Origin of the sequence: Streptomyces sp. N35, from assembly GCF_016464295.1 — a bacterium.
Classification (GTDB): Bacteria; Actinomycetota; Actinomycetes; order Streptomycetales; family Streptomycetaceae; genus Streptomyces.
The window spans coordinates 2,695-22,459 of record NZ_JAEIMH010000064.1; the positions used below are offsets into that span (position 1 = coordinate 2,695).

Here is a 19,765-nt window from a genome sequence, read left to right on the forward strand (position 1 = left end):
GGGGGGGGCGGGGGGCCCGCGGGGAGGGGGGGCGGGCGCCCCGGGGCGGCCCCCCCCGCCGGGGGGCCCCCCGCCCCCGCGTGTTCCGCGCCCGGCACGGGCGGCTCCGGCAGCGCGAGCGCCGGGGACTCCGCCGTCGTCGGTATCGCCTACGAGCCGGAGACGCTCAGCCCGCTGCTCGGCTACGGCAAGGACGGCAACTCGAAGATCTTCGACGGGCTGCTCACCCACGACGCCGACATGAAGCTCGAGCCCGCGCTCGCGGCCGAGCTGCCGAAGAAGAGCGCCGACGGTCTCACGTACACCTTCCAGCTGCGCGACGGTGTGAAGTTCAGCGACGGGAAGCCGTTCTCGGCGAAGGACGTCGTCTACACCTACGAGACGATCCTCGACGAGAAGACCAACAACGCGTACAAGAGCGAGCTGGACGCCCTGAAGAGCGTCGAGGCCAAGGGGGACGACGAGGTCGTCTTCAAGCTCAAGTACCCCTACGCCCCCTTCGCCGAGCGCACCGTGCAGGCCATCGCGCCCGAGCACCTCGCCTCGAAGCAGGACGTGAACACCGGCGACCTCACCACGCAACCCGTCGGCACCGGCCCGTACACGCTGGTGAAGTGGTCCAAGGGCGAGAAGCTCACCTTCAAGGCCAACCCCGGTTACTGGGGCGGCGAGCCGAAGGTGAAGAACTTCACCATGGCGATCATCAAGGACGACGACGTGCGCGCCACCAGGCTGCGCAGCGGCGACCTCGACGGCGCGATCCTGCCGCCCAACTTGGCGAAGACGTTCTCCGGCGACAAGGCCAGGAAGACCTACGAGGCGACGAGCTTCGACTACCGCGTGGTGACCCTGCCGACCGGCAACAAGGTCGCGGGCGACACCGATATCCGCCGCGCGCTCGACGTGGCCGTCGACCGCAAGGCCATGGTCGACGCGATCCTCGACGGCGCCGGCAAGGAGGCCTACGGGCCGGTGCCGACCGACAGCGAGTGGTTCACCAAGGGCACCGAGCGCGCCCACGACCTGAAGCAGGCCGAGAAGATCCTCGACGAGGCCGGTTGGAAGAAGGGCTCCGACGGCATCCGCGAGAAGGACGGCGCCCGCGCCACCTTCCCGCTCTGGTACCTGTCCGGCGACAAGCTCCGCCAGGACCACGCCCTCGCCTACGCCTCCGACGCCAAGAAGGCCGGCATCGAGATCAAGGTGCAGGCCGGCACCTGGGAGGTCATCCAGCCGCGGATGGACCGCGACGCCGTGCTCGCCGGCGGCGGTGCGCCCGCCGACCCGGACTTCGACCAGTACGCGATGCTGCACTCGAAGTTCGTGGGCGGCAACGACTTCAACAACATGGGCTTCTACGAGAACCCGGCCGTCGACAAGGCCCTCGAGGCGGGCCGCAAGACCGACGACCACGACGAGCGCAAGGCCGCGTACGACACCGTGCAGCGTGAGCTGGTGAAGAACCCGGGCTACACCTTCCTCACCCACATCGACCATGTGTACGTCGTGAACGACCACTTCGGGTCGCTCACCACCCAGGTCGAGCCGCACGACCACGGCTTCGCGACCGGCCCCTGGTGGAACGTCGAGGACTGGCAGCCGAAGAAGTGACCTCCCGGACCCGGAAGCTCCCCTGGGCGTCGATGGCGCGCATGGCGGGGCGGCGGGCACTGACCGCCGTCCCCGTCCTGCTCGCCGTCACCTTCGGGGTGTTCGCGATCGCCGCCGCCTCGCCCTTCGATCCGGTCAAGGCCTACGCCGGTACGGGCGGACTCACCGCCTCCGAGCAGACCCTGGACCAGCTGCGCGCCAACCTCGGCGTCGACCAGCCGTTCATCACCCGCTGGTGGGACTGGCTGACCGGCGCGCTCGGCGGCGACTTCGGCCAGTCCCTGGTGATGCGCCAGCCCGTGGACCAGGTCATCGGGGATCGGCTCGGCTGGTCCGTGCTGCTCGCCACGACCGCGTTCCTCCTCGCGATCGTCCTCGGCACGACCCTCGGTGTGCTCGCCGCGCGCCGCACCGGCGGCTGGCTGGACCGCGCCGTGACCTCGCTCGCGTACGGCCTGGAGGCCGCGCCGCCGTTCTGGCTCGGGCTGCTCGCCGTGTGGTTCTTCGCCCTGAAGCTCGGGGTGCTGCCGGCCGGCGGTCTCACCGACACCGGCTCGACCGTGGTCAGCGCAGGGCAGGTGGCCAGCCATCTCGTGCTGCCGGCCTGTGTGCTGGCCGTCTCGCAGCTGCCTTGGTTCGTGCTGTACGTACGCCAGGGCGTCGGTGACGCCCTGGAGGAGGATCCGGTGCGCGGGGCCCGTGCGCGCGGGCTCGCGGAGCGGACCGTGCTGCTCGGGCACGCCCTGCGCTCCGGACTCCTTCCGGTCCTCACGCTGATCGGGTCGCGGGTGCCCGAACTCATCACCGGGGCGCTCCTGGTGGAGACCGTCTTCAGCTGGCCCGGCATCGCCGCCGCCACCGTCGAGGCGGCGACCTCCGTGGACTTCCCGTTGCTCGCCGCGCTCACCGTGCTCGCCACGGCCGCGGTGCTGCTCGGCAATCTCGTCGCGGACCTGCTGTACGGGCTCGCCGATCCGAGGGTGGGCTTCGATGGCTGAGACGGCCGAGAAGAAGACCGGGAAGAAGACCGGGATGGCTGAGACGGTCGGCATCGCTTGGCGCGTACGGGGTGTGCGCCGCCGTTCCACCAGGACCTGGCGCATCCGCACCTCCGCGGTGATCACCCTCGCCGTGGTCCTCGCCGTACTCCTCGTACCGCCGCTCGTGCACCTCGACGAGCAGGCCGTGGACCTCGCGTCCAAACTGCAGCCGCCCTCCCTGGAGCATCCGTTCGGCACCGATGACGTCGGCCGGGATCTGCTGCTCCGCTGTGTCTACGGGCTGCGGGTCTCGCTGCTCGTCGGGGTGGTCGCGGCGGTCGTGGCCACCGTGATCGGGACCGCGGTCGGTGCTGCCGCGGCGGCCGCAGGAGGGCGCGTGGACCGCCTCGTGATGCGCCTGGTCGACCTGTTCTCGTCCGTGCCGCATCTGCTGCTCGGCATCTTCATCGTGGCGATGTTCCGGCCCGGGGTGTGGCCTGTGGTGGTGTCGGTGGCGCTGACGCACTGGCTGTCGACCGCCCGTATCGTGCGCGCCGAAGTGCTGTCGCTGCGCTCGCGCCCGTATGTCGACGCGGCGATCTCCGGCGGTGCTTCACGGACGCGGGTGGCCGTACGGCATCTGCTGCCGGGCGTGCTGCCGCAGGCGGGTCTCGCCGCCGTCCTGATGGTGCCGCACGCCATCTGGCACGAGTCCGCCCTGTCCTTCCTCGGCCTCGGACTCCCCACCCATCAGGCCAGCCTCGGCACCCTCGTCCAGTCCGCGCGCGGTGCGCTGCTCGCGGGGGACTGGTGGCCCACGCTCTTCCCCGGCCTGTTCATCATCGTGCCGACCCTGGCGATCGCGGGCCTCGCGGGCGCCTGGCGGGAACGCCTGAATCCGCGCCGGCGATCGGAGTTGATGCTGTGACGACGTCCATGGCCGATGCCGTGACGACGCCCGTACTCGATGTGCGGGGTCTGTCCGTACGCTTCCGGATGCGCGGCGGACGCTTCATCCGGGCCGTCACCGACGCCCACTTCACCCTGGCCGCCGGTGAACGGCTCGCGCTGGTGGGGGAGTCGGGGTGCGGCAAGTCCGTACTCGCCTCCGCACTGCTCGGACTGCTGCCCGAGAACGCCGAGACCGCCGGGTCCGCCGTGCTCGGCGGCGGGACCGATCTGCTCGCCGCCGACGAGCGCACCCTCGCGCGCTCCATACGCGGGCGCAAGGTCGGCCTCGTGCCGCAGTCGCCCGCCGCGCATCTCACTCCCGTACGCACGGTCCGCTCCCAACTGGAGGAGACAGTACGGGAATTGCTGCGCACCCCACGGGCGGCCCTGCGCAAGACCGCGGAGGAAGCGGCCGAGCGGGCGTCCTTCCCCGCCGATCACCTCGACCGCTACCCGCACGAACTCTCCGGCGGTCTCGCCCAGCGCGCCGCGACCGCGCTCGCTCTGATCGGTGACGCCCCGCTGCTGCTCGCCGACGAACCCACCACCGGACTCGACCGCGACCTCGTCGAGCGCACCGTCGACGAACTCGCCCGGCACACCGGCGACTCCCGCGCCCTGCTGATGATCACCCACGATCTGGCGGCGGCCGAGCGGATCGCGGACCGGATCGCCGTGATGTACGCGGGCCGGATCGTCGAGATCGCCGACGCCGGGGACTTCTTCGGCGCGCGCGGCCCCCGCCATCCGTACGCCCGCGGGCTGCTCGACGCGCTGCCGGAGCGGAACTTCACGCCCATCCCCGGGATGCCGCCCGAGCTCGGCGCGCTGCCCGAGGGCTGCGCCTTCGCCGAGCGCTGTACGCGGGTGAGCGAGAGGTGCCGGGTGCAGCCGCTGTTCGAGGACGCCGTGGCCTGCCATCACGTGAGCCTCGACGCTCCCGAGGCCCTGGAGACCCTGGAGGCCGAACATGCTTGAGCTCGACGCGATCACCGCCGGCTACGAGCCCCGTAAGCCCGTCATCGCAGGCATCTCGCTCAGGGTGCGGCCCGGCGAGTCGGTCGGTCTGCTCGGCCCCAGCGGCTGCGGCAAGTCCACGCTCGCCCGGGTCGCGGCGCTGCTGCACCGCCCCGAGGCGGGCCGGGTCGTCATCGACGGCACCGAGGCGAGGGGCTGGCGCCACCGTGCGCCGCGTTCCCAGCGCACGGCGTTCGGCGTGGTCTTCCAGCAGCCGCGGCTCTCCGCCGATCCGCGCCTGACGCTGTCCGCCCTGGTCGCCGAGCCGCTGCGGGCCACCGGCCGGGCGGCCGAAGCGGCCGACGGGGGACGGGAGGTCGCCGCGCGCGGCGGGCTCGGCGGGGGCCTGCTCGGCCGGCGCCCGCACGAGGTCAGCGACGGACAGCTGCAGCGCGCCTGTGTGGCCCGCGCGTTGATCCTGCGGCCGCGCTGGCTGGTCTGCGACGAGATGACCGCGATGCTGGACGCCTCCACCACGGCCGCTCTGGTCCAGGTCGTGGAGGACTACCGCACCGACAGCGGCGCCGGTCTGCTCGCTGTCGGCCACGACCGCGTGCTGCTCGAGCGCTGGTGCGACCGGACCGTGCACTGGTCCGAGCTCGCCGGCTGAACCGGCCGGGTCAACTCCGGGGCACCACAAGCACATCGGTGCCCTTGCTCCGTATCGCCCTGATCTCCTCGGCGGGTACGCCGTCGTCGACCACCACGAGGTCGAAGTCGGTGATCGGAGCGAGCGCGTACAGGCCGTCGCGCAGGAACTTCGTGTGGTCCGCGACCAGGACACGGCGCGCGGCGGCCGCCATCATCGCGCGCTTCACCTGCACCGTCTCCGGGGACGTGTGGTAGAGCCGCCCCTTGGTCACCGCCGTCGTCGACATGAACAGCACGTCCGCGCGGAAACGTTCGACGTTGTCCGCCGTCTGCAGGCCCATGTACGCCTCGTACGCGGGGAAGTAGGTCCCGCCGAGTGAGATCAGGTGGACGCCCTGCTCCTTGGAGAGCAGCTGGAGCACCGGCAGCGAGTTGGTGATCACCGTCAGGGGTGTGCTTTCCCGGAAGTGGCGCGTCATCTGGGCGCAGGTCGTGCTGTCGTCGAGCAGCACCGTCTGACCGGGGGCGAGCAGCCGGGCCGCCGCACGGGCCAGCCTCCGTTTCGTCTGCGGCATCGCGTTGCCGCGGTCGGCGACCGTGCCGTGGAAGTGCGCCGAGGACATGCCCGTCGCGCCGCCGCGCGTCTTGCGCAGCCAGCCCTGTGCCTGGAGATGGTCCAGATCGCGGTGGACCGTCATCAGCGAGACGCCGTGCTCCGCCGCGAGATCGGCCGAACGGACGAGGCCGTGTGAGATCACGGCCTCCCTGATCTGCCGCCGCCGGGCGTCGCGCGCCTCCGCGCGGTCCGTGCCGGCCGGGCTGGGTGCGGGCTCGACGTCCGGCTCGGGCGTCGGTTCCATGTGAACTCCCCGTGTGACGATCTCAGGCACTTCACTCGATGGTCCGACGCCGCCGCAGGTCAGCGGCAGGGGCCGTAGGTCCTTCTCACACCGCCGCCCGACCCGGTCAAGGGAGGTGTTTACGGAAAGTTGACCGTCGTTTCGCCCGTTTTGTTAGCTCGGTGATGTCCGGAGCGGAGAGGTAGCGCCGACACCCCGGACACGGACCGCCGTCGCCGCCGGTCCGGCGACCGTGCCCGCACGGTCCCTCACTCATCCCCGCTGGTCGGGGAGATCAAAGACGAAGGCCCCCACACCGGCTGCGCAACCCGGCACGGACCAGGCACCGAGTCGGCTCGGCCGCCTCGGGATCCCGCAGTCCCTCTCGTACGGCTATCTCGGCCTGCTGATCTTCATGACCGGCGTGGGCATCGAGGCCGGCTATCTCTCGCCCTATCTCGAAGGCCTGGGCATCGCCGCCTCGAGCGTGGCGATGATCTTCACCGTCTACGGCATCACCGGAGCCGTCGCCGCCTGGTTCTCCGGCGCCCTGTCCGACCTGTGGGGTCCCCGCAAAGTCATGTGGCTGGGCCTGATCACCTTCGCCGCCACGCACGTCTTCTTCCTGACGGTCGCCATACCCAGCAAGTCCTACGGCCTGCTGCTCCTCGCCTACGCCCTGCGCGGCCTCGCCTTCCCGCTCTTCGCCTACGCCTTCCTCGTCTGGATCGCCGCCGTCGCCCCGCAGAAGCAGATGGGCAGCGCGATGGGCTGGTTCTGGTCCGCCTTCTCGGCCGGCATGCCCACGCTGGGCTCCCTGTGCGCGAGCCTGCTGATCCCGGTGGTCGGCGAGTACACCACTTTGTGGTTCGCCCTCGGTGTCGTCGTGGTCGGCGGTGTGCTGCCGCTGCTCCTGGTCAAGGAGAAGACCGGCTCGTCCCGGCTGTCCCCGCCAGGTGAGTCGCCGATGGCCGGCCTGGTCGGCTCGCTGACGATCCTCTACCGCAATCCGCGGGTCGGCGCCGGTGCGGCGGTCCGGATGTTCAACACCGCCTCGCAGTTCGGCTTCATGGTCATGCTGCCGGTCTGGTTCGTGAACACCGTGGGCCTCAGCAACGAACAGTGGCTGCGCCTGGTGGCCGTCATGTTCGGCACCAACATCTTCACCAACCTGATGTTCGGCGTCATCGGCGACCGCATCGGCTGGCGCACCACCGTCGCCTACTGCGGCGGCATCGGCTGCACCCTGTCCACCCTGATCCTCTACTACGTGCCGAGCGCGGTCGGTTCCTCGTACGCCCTGTGTCTGCTCGTCGCCGTCTTCTACGGCGCCACGCTCTCCGGATACGTCCCGCTCTCCGCCCTGATGACGGCGATCGCGCCCCGCCACAAGGGCCAGGCCATGGCCGCCCTGAACCTCGGCGCCGGAGCGTCCACGTTCCTGGGCCCCCTGACCGTGAGCCTCTTCCTCGGCCCGGTCGGCGTCGGCGGTGTCACCTGGATCTTCGCCGGATTCCACGCGGTCAGCGCCGTACTGACGCTCTTCCTGAAGACCACCGTCCCCACCGAGGACACGGTGGACCCCCTGCCACAGCCCGCGGCGCACGGCCGCGACCTGGCCGCCGCCACCTCCCCGAAGGGACTGTGACCCCATGTCGGTACTCGCCATCGACGTCGGCACGACGATGATCAAGTCCGTGGTGTTCGACGACAACGGCACCGAACTCGCCGTATCGCGCATCGGCACCGAGGTGCTGCGCCGCCACCCCGGCTGGGCCGAACAGGACATGGACACCGTGTGGAACGCGGTCGTCTACACCGTCCGCAACGCCCTCTCGGACATCGACGACCCGGTCTGGCTCGTCACCTTCACCGCACAGGGCGACGGTGCCTGGCTGGTCGACCAGCACGGCAGGCCCACCGGACCCGCCATCCTCTGGTCGGACGGCCGCGCCGGTGAGATCCTCACCCGCTGGGAGCAGGACGGAATCCTCGAGGACGCCTTCCGCCGCAACGGCTCGCTCACCTGCAGCGGTATGCCCAACGCCGTGTTCAGCTGGCTCGGTTCGCACGATCCGCAGCGCCTGGCCCGCTCGGCCTCCTCGCTGACCGCCGCCGGCTGGCTCTTCTACCACCTGACCGGCGTCATGGCGATGGACGAGTCGGATGCCTCGGCCCCGTTCCTGAACCACACCACCGGCGACTACGACGACGAGATCATCGACCTCTTCGGGCTCACCGCCTACCGCCGCCTCCTTCCCGAGGTGCTGGGCGAAGACGAGCGGATCGCGGAGATCACCCGTGAGGCCGCCGGACAACTCGGCCTTCCCGAGGGCCTTCCGGTGGTCATGGCCCCGTACGACATCGCCTCCACCGCCCGCGGTGCGGGTGTGGTGAACCCGGGCCAGGCCTGCTCGATCCTCGGTACCACGCTCTGCACCGAGATCGTCCGCCACGAGGTCGACACCAGCGGCGAACACTCCGGGATCAACATCGCCTACCGGGGCCGAGAGCGCGTCCTGCGCGCCTTCCCGACCCTGAACGGCGCCGAAGTCCTCGTCTGGGCCTCGCAGTTGCTGGATCTCGACGGCCCGCCGAAGCTCGGAAAGCTGGCCTTCAAGGCGGAGCCCGGCGCGAAAGGTCTGTCGTTCCTGCCGTATCTGTCACCGGCCGGTGAGCGCGCGCCATTCCTCGACCCGGCCGCGCGCGGCGCCTTCTGGGGACTTTCCCTGGAGCACAGCCGCGCCGACGTGGCCCGTTCCGTCTTCGAGGGCCTCTCGCTGGTCCTGCGCGACTCCCTCGTCGCCTCCCGTACCACCGTCACCGAGCTCAGGCTCTGCGGCGGCGGCGCCAACAACGACGACTGGTGCCAGCTGATCGCGGACGCCACCGGAGTGCCCACGGCGCGCTCCGGTGATACCGAACTCGGCGCCAAGGGCGCGTTCCTGACGGGTCTGGTGCTCTCCGGCGCCGAGTCCTCGATGCACAGCGCGGCCGCCAAGTACGTACGGATGACGTCGACGTGGGAGCCGCACCCGAAGTGGTCCCCGTTCTATACGGCCCGCTACGAGGACTTCCTCACCTGGCGGACCCTCGCCCGCGAGGCCGGCTGGTCGTCCGGCCGCACCCTTCCCGTCCCCGGACCGCGCGACGGCGCGGGTCTTGAAGGAGTACTCCGTGCAGCCTGAACGCTCTTCGAAGGCCGGCCCGGACACGGATTCGGTATGGCTCGGCCTCGACCTCGGCACCCAGTCCGCGCGCTGTGTCGCCGTCGACTCCACCGGCCAGGTACTCGCCGCCGCCGCACGCCCGCTGACCAGCCGCCGCGACGGCAAGCGGCACGAGCAGGACCCTGAGCAGTGGTGGAGCGCGCTCGCCGAGGCGAGCCGCGAGGCACTCGCCGGAATCGAACCCGCCCGGGTCAAGGGTCTTGCACTCGACGGCACTTCGGGCACGATCCTGCTCGCCGACGCGGACGGGACCCCGCTGACGCAGGGCCTCATGTACGACGACGGGCGCGCCGCCGACCAGGCCGTGCGCGCCAACCAGGCGGGCGAGCCCGTCTGGCAGGAGCTCGGCTACCGCTCGATGCAGCCCTCCTGGGCGCTGCCGAAGCTGCTCTGGCTCCTGGATCACCGAGTTGCAGCAGCCGGTACAGGGGTCCGGCTGCTGCACCAGACCGACCTCGTGACCTGGCGGCTGGCGGGCCGTCAGGTGGCGAGCGACGCCAGCCACGCCCTCAAGACCGGCTACCACCTCACCGAGGAGTGCTGGCCCGAGGCGGTCATGGCCGAACTGGGCGTCCCCGCCGAGCTGTTGCCCGAGGTCGTACGCCCCGGAACGGTCATCGGCAGCGTGTGCGCCGAGGCTGCGGCGGCCACCGGTATCCCGGAAGGCACCGCGATCGTCGCGGGCATGACGGACGGCTGCGCGGCCCAGATCGGCGCGGGCGCGCTGACCCCGGGCGCGTGGAACGCGGTGCTCGGTACGACCCTGGTGTTCAAGGGCATGAGCCCGCATCTCGTACGGGACCCGAACGGCGTCGTCTACTGCCACCGCGGGCCGGGCGAGAGCTGGCTGCCGGGCGGTGCGTCCAGCAGCGGCGCCGGAGTGATCTCGCGCGAGTTCCAGGGCGCCGATCTCGATCAACTCACCGTCCGGGCCGCCGAGTCCGACGGTGACGCCGTCGCGTATCCGCTGGTGTCCACCGGAGGTGAGCGCTTCCCGTTCCGCGCACCCCGGGCCGAGGGTTTCGTGCTCGGCGAACCGGCCGACGAGGCCGAGCGCTTCCACGCGTACCTCCTCGGGGTCGCGTTCATCGAACGGCTCTGCTTCGACTACCTCGACCAGCTCGGCGCCCCCGTCGACGGTCCGCTGACGCTGACCGGCGGCGGCGCGAAGAACCGGTACTGGAGCAAGCTGCGCGCCGATGTGCTGGGCCGCCCGGTCCTGCTGCCGGAACAGGCCGAGGGAGCCATCGGCATGGCGGTGCTCGCGGCCACGTCCGCCGGTGTGCCGGTCCAGGACGCCGCTGCCGCGATGGTCCGCACCGGCGAGGAGCTCCGGCCCGACGCGGCACGGCACGCGCGCTGGACCCCGCGCTATCTGGAGTTCCTCGGCGAACTGGTCCGCCGGGGCTGGCTCGACGAGTCCGTAGCGGCACACGCGAAGAAGAGGGCGGCCCGATGACCACCACCGAATTCATCCTCGTACGTCATGGCGAGACCGTCTGGCACGCGGAGAACCGCTATGCGGGCCGCGCCGACGTGGCGCTCACCGAACGCGGCCGGCGCCAGGCCGAGGAACTCGGGGCCTGGGCAAAAGGGCGGCGGATCGACGCGGTGTACAGCTCGCCGCTGTCCCGGGCCCGGCTGACCGCCGAACCGGCGGCTCGCGCGCTCGGTCTCGAACTGCACGAGGACGCCCGGCTGTTGGAGCTGGACTTCGGCCGCGGGGAAGGCCTGAGCATCGACGAGATGCGCACGTCGTTCCCCGACGAGCTCGCCAAGTTCGTCCTGCGGCCCGTCACCGACCACCTCCCGGGAGGCAACGACCCGCGCGACGCGGCCCGGCAGGCGCGGCAGCTGCTCGACGAGATCGCAGCCGGACACCCAGGCGGCCGCATCCTGACCGTCGCGCACAACGCGCTCTACCGGGTGCTCCTGTGCGAGCTGCTCGGCATCGACCCCGACGAGTACCGGCGGGTCTTCCCGGTCCTGGACAACGGCACCCTCACCGAGATCCGGATCGGCGACGGCCAGGCGTCCCTGCTCAGGTTCAACGCCCCGTACGCGCCCGTCCGCCACTGACCGACCCCGCACACCCCCACACAGCGCACGACCCCAAGGAGCAACCCCTCATGAGCACCAAGGTCCTCGCAGCGGGCGACCACTTCGTCCTTCCGCACCTCCTCGTGGACGAGGTCAAGCAGGCCACCGACGGAGCGGTGGACGTCACGGAGATCAAGCTCCCGTGGCCCCACACCCCCTTCGGCAAGGTCGCCGAGGTCATCGAGGCCTCCGGCACCGAGGACGAGCTGATCGAGGCGCTGCAGGGCGTCGAGGTCTGCGTCACCCAGCTCGCCCCGCTCACGGAGCGCATCCTGGCCAACTGCCCGGATCTGAAGCTGATGTGCATCAGCCGCGGCGGCCCGGTCAACGCCAACCTGGAGGCGGCCACCAAACAGGGCGTCGCCGTCTGCTACGCCCCCGGCCGCAACGCCGTCGCCACCGCCGAGCACACCCTGACCCTGCTGCTCGCCGCCGCGCGCGGTGTGGGCGACACCCACGTCGAGATGCGGAACGGCACCTGGCGGGGCGACTACTACGACTACGACAACTGCGGCATCGAGATCGAGGGCGCCACCGTCGGACTCATCGGCTACGGAGCGATCGGCTCCCGCGTCGCCAAGGTCCTCAGCGCGATGGGCGCCGAGGTCCTCGTCTGCGACCCGTACGTGAAGCCCGAACTGGTGGAGGGGATCGCCGAGCCGGTGTCGCTCGACGAGCTGCTCATACGCTCCCGCATCGTCTCGCTGCACGCCCGCGTCACCGAGGAGACCACAGGCATGATCGGCGCCGAGCAGCTCGCGAAGATGCCGCGCGGCTCCGTGCTCGTCAACTGCGCCCGCGGCGCGCTGCTCGACTACGACGCTGTCTGCGACGCGCTCGACAGCGGTCAGCTGTCCGGCGCGGGGTTCGACGTGTTCCCCGAGGAGCCCGTCCCCGCCGGATCCCGCCTGCTCACCACCCCCGGGATCGTCATGACCCCGCATATCGCGGGCGGCAGCCAGGAGGTCGCGCACAAGGCGGCCCGCATCGTCGCCGGCGAGGTCGGCCGCTACCTGCGCGGCGAGCCCCTCGCCCACTGCGCCAACCCCGAGGTCCTCGAGGGCTGAGCGCCCTTCACGGGCCGACCGCCCCGCACACGTACAGCCGACGCATTCCCAGGAGAAACGACCATGGACCAGACGACCCGCTACGCCCGCCTCGACCTCGACGAGCAGGAGCTCATCGAGGGCGGCCGGCACGTCCTGTGCGCCTACACGATGAAGCCGAAGGCCGGGTACGACGGCTTCCTGGCCACCGCCGCCCACTTCGCCGCCGAATCCTCCACCGGTACCAACGTCGAGGTGTGCACCACGGACGACTTCACCAAGGGAGTCGACGCGCTCGTCTACGAGGTGGACGAGGCCGAGGAGCTCATGAAGATCGCGTACCCGATCGAGCTCTTCGACCGCAACATCATCGACGGCCGAGCGATGCTCGCGTCCTTCCTGACCCTGTGCATCGGCAACAACCAGGGCATGGGCGACGTCGAGTACGCCAAGATGCACGACTTCTACGTACCGCCGGCCTACCTGCGCCTGTTCGACGGCCCCTCGATGAACATCCAGGACATGTGGCGCGTCCTCGGCCGCCCGGTCGTCGACGGCGGCATGGTCGTCGGCACCATCATCAAGCCGAAGCTGGGTCTGCGTCCCCAGCCCTTCGCCGACGCCTGCTACGACTTCTGGCTCGGCGGCGACTTCATCAAGAACGACGAGCCGCAGGGCAACCAGGTGTTCGCGCCGCTGAAGGAGACCATCACGTGCGTGGCCGACGCGATGCGCCGCGCGCAGGAGGCGACCGGTGAGGCGAAGCTGTTCTCCGCCAACATCACGGCCGACGACCCGGCCGAGATGATCGCCCGCGGCGAGTACATCCTGGAGACGTTCGGCGAGAACGCCTCGCACGTCGCGTTCCTCGTCGACGGCTACGTCGCGGGCCCGACGGCCGTCACCACCGCGCGCCGCAACTTCCCGAACCAGTTCCTGCACTTCCACCGGGCGGGCCACGGCGCCGTCACCAGCCCGCAGTCGCAGCGCGGTTACACCTCGTTCGTGCACTGCAAGATGACCCGCCTGCAGGGTGCCTCCGGTATGCACACCGGCACCATGGGCTTCGGCAAGATGGAGGGCGACGCGGCCGACAAGGCCATCGCGTTCATGCTGGAGCAGGACGCGGCCGACGGACCGTACTTCCATCAGGAGTGGCTGGGCATGAAGTCCACCACCCCGATCATCTCCGGCGGTATGAACGCCCTGCGGTTGCCCGGCTTCTTCGACAACCTGGGCCACTCCAACGTGATCCAGACCTCGGGCGGCGGCGCCTTCGGCCACAAGGACGGCGGCACGGCGGGTGCCAAGTCCCTGCGTCAGGCCCAGGACGCCTGGCAGCAGGGCATCAAGCTCACCGAGTACGCGAAGGAACACGCGGAGCTCAAGGGCGCGTTCGAGTCCTTCCAGAAGGACGCCGACCGGATCTTCCCCAACTGGCGTGACGAGCTCGGCGTCAAGTAGTCGATCAGCCGGCCGCCGGCTGAAGCCCCGGCCAACTTCCGGCAGCCCACTGCCCTTCGACACGGGCGGGACCGCATACTCGGTCCCGCCCGTACGTCGTCTGGGAGGTACCGCAGCCATGGCCTTGCATGTCACACGCCGTACAGCCGTCACCACCGTCGCCGCAGCGGTCGCCGGGGCGATCGCCGTCCCCTCGTCCGCGCAGGCCACCGGAGGCCGCCCGCGCAGAAAGCCGCTGCGGCGAGCCCACGCGCACAACGACTATCTGCACACCCGCCCGCTGCTCGACGCCCTCGACCACCGCTTCACCAGCGTCGAGGCCGACATCTTCCTCGTCGACGGCGAACTCCTCGTCGCCCACGACCCGGTGGACCTCGATCCGTCCCGCACGCTCGAGTCGCTGTATCTGAAGCCGCTGGCCGAGCGGGTGCGCCGCAACCACGGCTCGGTGTACCGGGGCCACCGGCGGCCCGTCCAGCTGCTGATCGACATCAAGGCGGACGGCGTCGCCGCCTACGCCGAGCTGCACCGTCAACTGCACCGCCACCGCCGCCTGTTCACCACGTACGCGCAGGGAAAGGTCCGGCCGGGAGCCGTCACCGCGGTGATCTCCGGTGACCGTTCGGCGCGGGCGCCGATGGAGGCGCAGAAGGTGCGCTACGCCTTCTACGACGGCCGGATGACCGACCTCGCAGGACCCGCGCCCGCCTCCCTCATCCCGCTGATCAGCGACAACTGGAACAACCACTTCACATGGTCGGGCGCGGGCCCGATGCCGGCCGCGGAGCGGGCCAAGCTGCACCAGATCGTCGGCACGGCGCACAGCCGGGGCCAGCGCGTGCGGTTCTGGGCGACGCCCGATCTGCCCGGGGCCGAGCGCGGCGCCATCTGGCTGGAGCTGATCGCCGCCGACGCGGACCACCTCAACACCGACGATCTCGTCGCGCTCGAAGCCTTCCTGGACGCGTACGACCGACGCTGAACGGCCCCGCCGGGATCGTCACTCCCCGTCAACACACGTTCGGAGGACATGTCAGTCGACCGTACGGCCCCTCCGCCACGCCACACTGACGGCGAAAACGCCGCGGTGTTGACGTGGCGGAGGCGCGTAGGGAGTCCGGACGATGGCCATTTCGGTGTCAGTTGTACTGCTGCTGCTCATCCTCGCGATCGTGTTCCTGCGCAACGGGGCGCTGAAGATCACGCACGCGCTGGTCTGCGTGCTGCTCGGCTTCTATCTCGCGAGCACGAGCATGGCGCCGACCATCCAGAACGGCCTCACGGCGACCGCGAACATCGTCAGCAACCTGAATCCGTGACGACACCCTCGACCCGCGCCCGCCTCGGTCACGTGCCGAGCATCCGGGAGCGGATGAGGAACCTGACGCCTTCCGGCGCCTCGAGCGAGAACCCGCCGCCGCGGCCTTCGACCACGTCGACGATCAGCCGGGTGTGACTCCACACCTCGTACTGGCTCTTTGACATCCAGAACCCGATCGGCTCGGCCACCTCGTCCACGGCGAGCGACGCGAGCAGCACATCGGAGTCGCCGGTGCGGAACTCGCCCGCCTGATAGCACATGGGCGAACTGCCGTCACAGCAGCCGCCGGACTGGTGGAACATCAGCGGGCCATGGAGCGCGCGCAGCTTCTGCAGCAGTTCGGTGGCCGCGGGGGTGAGCTCCACACGGGGAGCGTCCGTGGTCATGGGGGCCTCCTTCGACGGCCTCGGCGGCGGAGGTGCTCACCGCTTCAGTCTCGCCGCTGCGGGCCGGACTGGCCATGTCCGCCCGGGATTTAATTCACTGTCACCGCGGGCGCCGCTCCGGCTAAGCTCGCGGACGATGACGACCTGCACAGCTCACTCGGTGAGCAGACGGGGGGTCCGGTCCGCTCAAGGTGAGTGCTGATGCTCACCGAGACCGGGACCCGAACCTCAGCCGCGACCGGCGACGACCGGCTCGCATTCTGGCTGCGCGTGCGCGAGTTCGCCGTGCCGCCCACCATGATCGACACCGCCACGGTCCGGCGTACGGCCGGGGACTGGGCGGGTGCGTGCGCTGCCGCGCGCGTGGACGTCGATCTCGACCTCCGCCGCCTTGCGCACGTGTACGGGCACGACGTCGCGCGCCGAGTCCGCGGCGATCTGCGGCACTTCGCCCCCGATCTGCTGCGCTGGCACCTGCCCCGGATCGGCCCGGACGGCCTGCTGCGTCCCGGCGTGACGATTCCTCTCGCGCGATACGGGACCGGGGCCCCTGGCCGCCCGCTCTGCCTGGTCGTGCAGACCCCGCCCGCGTGGGCCGATGCCGGACAGCGGATCAGCCTGACCGTCTGGGACGGCTCCCTGCCGGACGGCCCGCATCCCCATCCGCGTCCGAGCTCCCGATTCCGGCTCGATCTGCACCGGCATCTGTGGGACGCCCGCCGGGCGGGGGAGCTGGGGAAGAGGTCCGGTACCGGTGAGCGCGGAGGGGAGTGGGAACCGCACTGGGCGGTGGACCGCTGGGCCGCCGAGGCGCGGCTCGTGCGCGAGGCCGAAGGCCTCGGGGCGGACGGCCTGGTCGGCGTCCGGCTGGGCGCGGGGCGGCGCCTCGCGGTCGACACCCGCGACGCGCGCGTCGTCCGGGCCGAGGGGGCCTTCCCGCTGCTGCCCGATGCCGCGACCTGGGTGCCGCCCGACCGGGAACTCCTGCGCGCCGGGCTGATCGACGGCGACCGGCTGCATCCGCTGGTGGCACAGGCGTTGGGGGTACGGACTGCCCGGGCGGACGCTTCGAACCGCGAGCCGGCCGGGCGTACTCAGCTGGTCGACTGCCGCGGCGCCCGTCATCGCCTCGCACTCGTCGACGGAGTGCTCTCGCCCCTCGACCACGAACCCGCCGAGATCCGACGGGAGTCACTGCTCGCCGCACTCGGCGGGCCCCCGGTGCCCTGGCTGCAGGTCATCGACGACGCCCCCCCCACCCCCGGATCCCTCCCCCGCACCCCCGGACGGCTGGCACACGGCGACTTCGCCGGAGCGTTCGACGTCATGGAGGGCCTGCTCGGTCCGGACGCCCACCTGCGCGACGGCCCGCTGCGCGACGTCCTGGAGGCGGCCCTGCGCAGGCGGATCGACCACGGGCTCTACCGGTCCGGACTCGGACAGCCGGGCCCGCCGGGAACCGAGTACCGCAAGGGGCGCGCAGCGGTGCGCACCCATCCTCGTCAGGCCCTGGCGCGCTGAGCCGGGCGCCGGCCCGGACTCATCGCCGTACAGCGGCACGTGCAGCACATCCATCCCGTACAGCGGCACGTACAGCACATCCATCCCGTACAGCAGCACGTACAGCACATCCGCTCCCGTACACCAGCACGCACAGCACACCCAAAGCACACCCAAAGCACACCCGCCAATGACACACGAAAGGTGATCACACTTGGCCATCGCTGGAAACGCCACTCAACTCGACGTAGCAGAGGACCTGTTGGGGCTGCTGCGCGCCACCACCACCGAACCCCGCACCGACGTCCAGCTCGAGGCGCTCACGCTCGCCGTCGCCGCCGATCTGCCCGTGCTGCTCTGGGGCGAGCCCGGCATCGGCAAGACCGCCGCGCTCACCCAGCTCGCCGAGGCGCTCGACCTGCCCCTGACCACCGTGATCGCGAGCGTGCACGAGCCCTCCGACTTCGCCGGGCTGCCCATCGTCGGGGACGACCCCGCACGGCAGGGCGTGCCGATGGCGCCGCCCGACTGGGCCGTGCGGCTCGTACGGGCGGGCAAGGGCCTGCTGTTCCTCGACGAGCTGTCCACCGCCGCGCCGGCCGTGCAGGCCGCGCTCCTGAGGGTGGTGCTCGAACGGCGCATCGGGGCGCTGCAGTTGCCGCCCGGCGTACGGATCGTGGCCGCTGCCAACCCGCGCTCGTCGGCCGCCGACGGCTGGGAGCTGAGCGCACCGCTCGCCAACCGGTTCGTGCATCTGCAGTGGGCGCACGAACAGGACGTCGTCGTCCGCGGTCTGGGCGGCACCTGGCCCCGGGCCACCCTGCCCGAGCTCGATCCGCGGCGCCTCGCGGACTCCGTCGACTTCGCCCGGCGCGCCGTGTGCGGACTGCTCGCGGCCCGCGCAGCCCTGGTGCACCAGATGCCCAGCAGCGAGACACGGCGCGGCGGGGCCTGGCCCTCACCGCGCAGCTGGGACATGACGCTGCGTCTGATCGCCTTCGCCACGGCGGCCGGGGCGTCGCGCGACGTGCTCTCGCTGCTCGTACGGGGGACCGTCGGCGACGGCCCGGGATTCGAACTCCTCGCCAGCCTGGACCGGATGGACCTGCCCGATCCGGAGCTGCTGCTCGCCGATCCGGCCGCGGCCGAACTGCCCCAGCGCGGGGATCTGCGTCAGGCGGTCCTCGACTCGGTGGTCGCGGCCGTCCGGGCACGGCCCGAACGGGCACGCTGGGACGCGGCCTGGGACCTGCTCGTGCGCGCTCTGGAGACGGGCGCGCCCGACCTGGTGGTCGTACCCGCCACCACGCTGGCCTCGCTGCGGCGCGAGAACTGGGACGTGCCTGCCGCCATCGATCAGCTGGCCGGGGCCGTGACCGTGTCCCGTGACGCGGACCAGGCGGCGGCGCGGGTCAAGGCGAGGGCGCGGGTGGGGAGTTGACCTCGCCGCAGACGCCGCAGACGCCGCAGGCGCCGAAGACGCAGAGCGCGCCGCAGAGCGCGCCGCTCCCTCTCGACACGGCCAAGCTCTACGCCGCCCGCCTCCAAGCCGTGCGCGCCCGCCCGTACCTGGCGACCGCGCTCTTCGCACTCCATGTGGTCGAGTCACGCCAGGTGCCGACGATGGGCGTCGACCGGCACTGGCGCTGCTATGTGTCACCCGCTTTCGTGGACCGCACCCCCGTCGAGGACCTTGCCTCGGTGTGGGTCCACGAGGTCTCGCACCTGCTGCGCGACCACCACCGGCGCAGCGACCGGTACGCGCGACGGCACGGTCTGACCGGCGGGGCCGAGCGGCTGCGGATGAACATCGCGGCGGACTGCGAGATCAACGACGACGCGTTCGGGGACGGGCTCAAGTTCCCCCGAGGGGCGGTGCGGCCCAGCGCGTTGGGCCTGGACAGCGGTCACCTCATGGAGGAGTACCTGGGCCGGTTCCGCCTCAGCCGGTTCACCGAGGCGTACGCCTGGCTGGACTGCGGCAGCGGAGCCGACGGACGCGAACGGCCCTGGGACCTGGGGCCCGACGGCGCCCACGCCCTGGGCGAACAGGAGCGGGAACTGGTCCGGTTCCGGGTGGCGCAGGGCATCACCGGCCGGCCGGGGAGCGCGTCCGCCGGGTGGAAGCGATGGGCCGAGGAGGCCTTCCAACCGCCGCAGCCATGGCGGGAGTTGCTCGGCGCCGCGATCCGCTCGGCCGCGTCCGCACCCGGTGTCGGCGAGGACTACACGTACGGAAGGCCCGCCCGCCGCTCCGTCAGCCTGCCGGGCATCATCCTGCCCAGCCTGCGCCGCAGGCCGCCGCGCGTGAGCATCGTCATCGACACCTCGGGATCGGTCAGCGACGCGGAACTGGGCGCCGCGCTCATCGAAGTCGCGGCGGTCTCCCAGACCTTGGGCGGGCGCCGCGGCCTGGGCCGCGTGGGGGCCTGCGGCTCCGCGGCGCGGCTGGTCCGCCCGCCGGGCCGCCGGGGGGGCGTTCCGCTGCTCGGCGGCGGCGGTACGGATCTGCGCGCCGGTTTCGCGAAGGCGCTGCGCAGCCTGCCCCGGCCGGACGTGATCGTCGCCCTCACCGACGGCCAGACACCCTGGCCCAAGGAGCGGCCCCCGGCCCGTACGGTGATCGGCCTGTTCCCGCGCGCACCCCTGTACGACGAGGAGAACCCGGACTACATCCCGGATCCGGTGCCGGACTGGGCGAGGGTCGTGGAGATCGGATAGGCGGGCGG

General features: G+C 71.4%; 18 protein-coding genes. 16 read left to right on the top strand and 2 right to left on the bottom strand.

Going from position 1 to position 19,765, the window contains the following annotated elements; all coding sequences use genetic code 11:
* From JAO81_RS29390 to JAO81_RS29410, 5 genes are all read left to right on the top strand, one after another.
* The coding region (locus JAO81_RS29390) for an ABC transporter substrate-binding protein (RefSeq protein ID WP_233416093.1) at positions 1–1,611 on the top strand (1,611 nt) is incomplete at its 5' end.
* Positions 1,612–1,643: 32 nt separating this feature from the next.
* The gene (locus JAO81_RS29395; protein ID WP_199550993.1) at positions 1,644–2,609 is read left to right on the top strand and encodes an ABC transporter permease; all 966 of its coding nucleotides are present in this window, start codon (positions 1,644–1,646) and stop codon (positions 2,607–2,609) included.
* Positions 2,610–2,643: 34 nt separating this feature from the next.
* On the top strand, positions 2,644–3,519 hold the full coding sequence (locus JAO81_RS29400; RefSeq protein ID WP_199551031.1) for an ABC transporter permease: 876 nt from the start codon (positions 2,644–2,646) through the stop codon (positions 3,517–3,519).
* An 8-nt stretch (positions 3,520–3,527) separates the two neighbouring features.
* The gene (locus tag JAO81_RS29405) at positions 3,528–4,520 is read left to right on the top strand and encodes an ABC transporter ATP-binding protein (RefSeq protein WP_199551030.1); all 993 of its coding nucleotides are present in this window, start codon (positions 3,528–3,530) and stop codon (positions 4,518–4,520) included.
* Positions 4,513–5,169 carry an ABC transporter ATP-binding protein gene (locus JAO81_RS29410; RefSeq protein WP_199550994.1) on the top strand — a complete coding sequence of 219 codons (657 nt, stop codon included), beginning with the start codon at positions 4,513–4,515 and terminating at the stop codon, positions 5,167–5,169. Before JAO81_RS29405 ends, JAO81_RS29410 begins: the two co-directional genes overlap by 8 nt.
* Positions 5,170–5,179: 10 nt before the next feature.
* Here JAO81_RS29410 and JAO81_RS29415 read toward each other — a convergent pair whose 3' ends face one another.
* On the bottom strand, positions 5,180–6,010 hold the full coding sequence (locus JAO81_RS29415) for a DeoR/GlpR family DNA-binding transcription regulator (protein ID WP_199550995.1): 831 nt from the start codon (positions 6,008–6,010) through the stop codon (positions 5,180–5,182).
* 232 nt (positions 6,011–6,242) lie between these two features.
* Here JAO81_RS29415 and JAO81_RS29420 point away from each other — a divergent pair, with 232 nt between their 5' ends.
* The 8 genes from JAO81_RS29420 (at position 6,243) to JAO81_RS29455 (ending at position 15,148) form a co-directional block, all read left to right on the top strand.
* Complete coding sequence (locus JAO81_RS29420; RefSeq protein ID WP_307813826.1) at positions 6,243–7,637, top strand: MFS transporter; 1,395 nt, start codon at positions 6,243–6,245, stop codon at positions 7,635–7,637.
* A 4-nt stretch (positions 7,638–7,641) separates the two neighbouring features.
* Positions 7,642–9,177 carry an FGGY-family carbohydrate kinase gene (locus JAO81_RS29425; protein ID WP_199550996.1) on the top strand — a complete coding sequence of 512 codons (1,536 nt, stop codon included), beginning with the start codon at positions 7,642–7,644 and terminating at the stop codon, positions 9,175–9,177.
* Positions 9,167–10,678 (top strand): FGGY-family carbohydrate kinase, encoded by a 1,512-nt coding sequence (locus tag JAO81_RS29430; protein ID WP_199550997.1) that lies wholly within the window; start codon positions 9,167–9,169, stop codon positions 10,676–10,678. Before JAO81_RS29425 ends, JAO81_RS29430 begins: the two co-directional genes overlap by 11 nt.
* Positions 10,675–11,298, top strand: a complete 624-nt coding sequence (locus JAO81_RS29435; RefSeq protein WP_199550998.1) for a histidine phosphatase family protein — start codon at positions 10,675–10,677, stop codon at positions 11,296–11,298. The genes JAO81_RS29430 and JAO81_RS29435 overlap by 4 nt, the downstream gene beginning before the upstream one ends.
* 50 nt (positions 11,299–11,348) lie before the next feature.
* Positions 11,349–12,386 (top strand): 2-hydroxyacid dehydrogenase, encoded by a 1,038-nt coding sequence (locus tag JAO81_RS29440; RefSeq protein ID WP_199550999.1) that lies wholly within the window; start codon positions 11,349–11,351, stop codon positions 12,384–12,386.
* 63 nt (positions 12,387–12,449) lie between these two features.
* Entirely contained in the window at positions 12,450–13,829 is a 1,380-nt protein-coding gene (locus tag JAO81_RS29445; protein ID WP_199551000.1) for a ribulose-bisphosphate carboxylase, read from the top strand.
* A gap of 118 nt (positions 13,830–13,947) precedes the next feature.
* Positions 13,948–14,811, top strand: coding sequence for a phosphatidylinositol-specific phospholipase C/glycerophosphodiester phosphodiesterase family protein (locus tag JAO81_RS29450; RefSeq protein ID WP_199551001.1), 864 nt, complete (start codon positions 13,948–13,950; stop codon positions 14,809–14,811).
* A gap of 142 nt (positions 14,812–14,953) precedes the next feature.
* Positions 14,954–15,148, top strand: coding sequence for a hypothetical protein (locus JAO81_RS29455; RefSeq protein WP_165334980.1), 195 nt, complete (start codon positions 14,954–14,956; stop codon positions 15,146–15,148).
* A 28-nt stretch (positions 15,149–15,176) separates the two neighbouring features.
* Here the strand turns inward: JAO81_RS29455 and JAO81_RS29460 are convergent, their stop codons facing one another.
* Positions 15,177–15,536, bottom strand: coding sequence for a DUF779 domain-containing protein (locus JAO81_RS29460; protein ID WP_199551002.1), 360 nt, complete (start codon positions 15,534–15,536; stop codon positions 15,177–15,179).
* 201 nt (positions 15,537–15,737) lie between these two features.
* Here JAO81_RS29460 and JAO81_RS29465 point away from each other — a divergent pair, with 201 nt between their 5' ends.
* From JAO81_RS29465 to JAO81_RS29475, 3 genes are all read left to right on the top strand, one after another.
* Complete coding sequence (locus JAO81_RS29465; protein WP_199551003.1) at positions 15,738–17,057, top strand: hypothetical protein; 1,320 nt, start codon at positions 15,738–15,740, stop codon at positions 17,055–17,057.
* Positions 17,058–17,250: 193 nt separating this feature from the next.
* The gene (locus JAO81_RS29470) at positions 17,251–18,477 is read left to right on the top strand and encodes a MoxR family ATPase (RefSeq protein WP_199551004.1); all 1,227 of its coding nucleotides are present in this window, start codon (positions 17,251–17,253) and stop codon (positions 18,475–18,477) included.
* Entirely contained in the window at positions 18,474–19,757 is a 1,284-nt protein-coding gene (locus tag JAO81_RS29475; RefSeq protein ID WP_199551005.1) for a VWA-like domain-containing protein, read from the top strand. The genes JAO81_RS29470 and JAO81_RS29475 overlap by 4 nt, the downstream gene beginning before the upstream one ends.
* The last annotated feature ends 8 nt before the right edge of the window (positions 19,758–19,765 follow it).